We start from the raw sequence: 2,994 nt of genomic DNA on the forward strand, positions 1-2,994 counted from the left end.
CTCCTGTGGGGGGTGGGGCGTCGTCAGTGAAGCGCCCGGGGGCGGTCGCGGCAAGAGCGCGCCCGCCCCTCCAGGGTTTTCCCTACGTCGGCCGGCCCGGCATCGGCCGGCGGCGTGGCGTCAGCTCGCGGCGCGGATGAGTTCCTCGTCGCCCGGGTTCACATCGCGCAGCAGACAGGTCAGCCGGGCCGTGCACACCCTTTTGTCGTTTTCGTCGGTTATGACGATTTCGTACGTGGCGGTCGTGCGTCCCCGGTGCACGGGCGTGGCCACACCGGTGACGAGGCCGGAGCGCACGCCGCGGTGGTGGGTGCAGTTCAGGTCGACGCCCACGGCGATCTTGGAGCTGCCGCCGTGCAGCATCGAGCCGACCGAGCCGAGCGTCTCGGCCAGCACCGCGGAGGCCCCGCCGTGCAGCAGGCCGTAGGGCTGGGTGTTGCCCTCGACCGGCATCGTCCCGACGACCCGGTCCGCCGAGGCCTCGACGATCTGGACGCCCATCCGGGTCCCGAGGTGGCCCGCGGAGAACAGGGCCAAGAGGTCCACACCGAGAGCGGCGTACTCGTCGATGACCTCTTGCGGGAACTTCACATGCTGCTGTTCACCCATGGGGCCCGGTCTCCGTTCGTCCAGATCATGCGGTCGCCTCTGTGGCTGAGCAAACGCTCAGTCGGTCGCCGATTGTTCCAGACGCACCAGGACGGACTTGCTGGCCGGGGTGTTACTGGTGTCCGCCGTGGCGTCCAGGGGCACCAGCACGTTGGTCTCCGGGTAGTACGCGGCGGCGCAGCCCCGGGCCGTCGGGTAGTGCACGACCCGGAAGCCGGGCGCCCTGCGTTCCACGCCGTCCTTCCACTCACTGACCAGGTCCACGTACGAACCGTCCGCCAGCCTCAGGGCGCGCGCGTCCTCGGGGTTGACCAGCACCACCCGGCGGCCGTTCCTGATGCCCCGGTAACGGTCGTCGAGGCCGTAGACCGTGGTGTTGTACTGGTCGTGCGAGCGCAGCGTCTGGAGCAGCAGGCGGCCCTCGGGCAGTTTGGGGTACTCCACGGGCGCGGCGGTGAAGTTGGCCTTGCCGGTGGCCGTGGGGAAGCGGCGTTCGTCGCGCGGGGCGTGCGGGAGCGTGAAGCCGCCGGGGCGGGCCACGCGCGCGTTGAAGTCCTCGAAGCCGGGGATCACGCGCGCGATGCGGTCCCGGATCGTCGCGTAGTCCTTCTCGAACTCCTCCCAGGGGGTGGCGCTGTTCTCGCCCAGCACGCGGCGGGCCAGGCGGCAGACGATGGCCGGCTCGGACAGCAGCTGCGGGCTCGCGGGCTCCAGCCGCCCCCGGGAGGCGTGCACCATGCCCATCGAGTCCTCGACGGTCACGAACTGCTCGCCGCTGCCCTGGAGGTCGCGCTCGGTGCGGCCGAGCGTCGGGAGGATCAGGGCACGCGCGCCCGTGATCACGTGTGAGCGGTTCAGCTTCGTCGACACGTGCACGGTCAGCCGGGCCCGCCGCATGGCCGCCTCGGTGACCTCCGTGTCCGGGGACGCGGAGACGAAGTTGCCGCCCATGGCGAAGAAGACCTTCGCCTCGCCGTCGCGCAGCGCGCGGATGGCCCGTACGACGTCGTAGCCGTGCTCGCGCGGCGGGGCGAAGCCGAACTCCTTCTCCAGGGCGTCCAGGAACGCCGGGGCGGGGCGCTCGAAGATGCCCATCGTGCGGTCGCCCTGCACGTTCGAGTGGCCGCGCACCGGGCACACGCCCGCGCCCGGGCGGCCGATGTTGCCGCGCAGGAGAAGGAAGTTGACCACTTCCCTGATGGTCGGCACCGAGTGCTTGTGCTGGGTGAGCCCCATCGCCCAGCAGACGATGGTCCGCTCGGAGGCCAGGACCATACGGAGGGCCTTCTCGATGTCCTCCCGGGTCAGGCCGGTCGCCGTGAGCGTCTCGTCCCAGTCGGCGGCGCGGGCGGCCTCGGCGAACTCCTCGTAGCCGTGCGTGTGCTCCCGCACGAACGCCTCGTCGACCGCGCCCTGCGTCTCGACGATCAGCTTGTTGAGGAGACGGAACAGGGCCTGGTCGCCGCCGATGCGGATCTGGAGGAACAGGTCGGTCAGCGCGGCGCCCTTGAGCATGCCCTGCGGGGTCTGCGGGTTCTTGAAGCGCTCCAGGCCCGCCTCGGGCAGCGGGTTGACGCTGATGATCCTCGCCCCGTTGTCCTTGGCCTTCTCCAGGGCGGACAGCATGCGCGGGTGGTTCGTCCCCGGGTTCTGGCCGGCGACGATGATCAGGTCGGCCTTGTACAGGTCCTCCAGCAGGACGCTGCCCTTGCCGACGCCGATCGTCTCCGACAGGGCCGAGCCGGACGACTCGTGGCACATGTTCGAGCAGTCGGGCAGGTTGTTCGTGCCGAGCTCGCGGGCGAACAGCTGGTAGAGGAACGCGGCCTCGTTGCTGGTGCGGCCCGAGGTGTAGAAGACGGCCTCGTTGGGGGAGCCGAGGGCGGCGATCTCCTCGGCGATGATGTCGAAGGCGCGCTCCCAGGTGACCGGCTCGTAGTGCGTGCCCCCCTCGGGGAGGTACACGGGGTGGGTGAGGCGCCCCTGCTGTCCCAGCCAGTAGCCGCTGCGGCCGAACAGGTCGGCGACCGGGTGCGCGGCGAAGAACTCGGGCGTGACCCGGCGCAGCGTGGCCTCCTCGGCGACGGCCTTCGCGCCGTTCTCGCAGAACTCCGCCTTGTGCCGGTGCTCCGGCTCCGGCCAGGCACAGCCCGGGCAGTCGAAGCCGTTCTTCTGGTTCACGCTGAGCAGCGTCAGCGCGGTGCGCTTCACGCCCATCTGCTGCTGGGCGACGCGCAGCGTGTGCCCGATCGCGGGGAGGCCCGCTGCCGCGTGCTTCGGCCCGGCGACCTGCGGCGCGTCCTGGACCGGATCACCCTTGGGCGGCTTCGTCGCCATCGCACGCTCCCCTTCGACTGCGCTGTGAGGTACGTCTCCGATCCTCCC

The 2,994-nt window shown here is 70.9% G+C and carries 2 protein-coding genes; both read right to left on the reverse strand.

Annotation, left to right across the window (positions count from 1 at the left end; translation table 11 throughout):
- Positions 1-120: 120 nt before the first annotated feature.
- On the reverse strand, positions 121-609 hold the full coding sequence (locus CA983_RS42175) for a PaaI family thioesterase (RefSeq protein WP_086605923.1): 489 nt from the start codon (positions 607-609) through the stop codon (positions 121-123).
- Between the two features lie 57 nt (positions 610-666).
- A complete protein-coding gene (locus CA983_RS42180; protein WP_086605924.1) occupies positions 667-2,946 on the reverse strand; it encodes an FdhF/YdeP family oxidoreductase in 2,280 nt (759 codons plus the stop codon).
- Positions 2,947-2,994: the final 48 nt, after the last annotated feature.

Source organism: Streptomyces swartbergensis (assembly GCF_002148965.1).
GTDB lineage: Bacteria > Actinomycetota > Actinomycetes > Streptomycetales > Streptomycetaceae > Streptomyces > Streptomyces swartbergensis.

Bases quoted from the DNA above. Each gene is read 5' to 3' on its own strand.
- CA983_RS42175 (WP_086605923.1), bottom strand. From the start codon at position 609: ATGGGTGAACAGCAGCATGTGAAGTTCCCGCAAGAGGTCATCGACGAG.
- CA983_RS42180 (WP_086605924.1), bottom strand. From the start codon at position 2,946: ATGGCGACGAAGCCGCCCAAGGGTGATCCGGTCCAGGACGCGCCGCAG.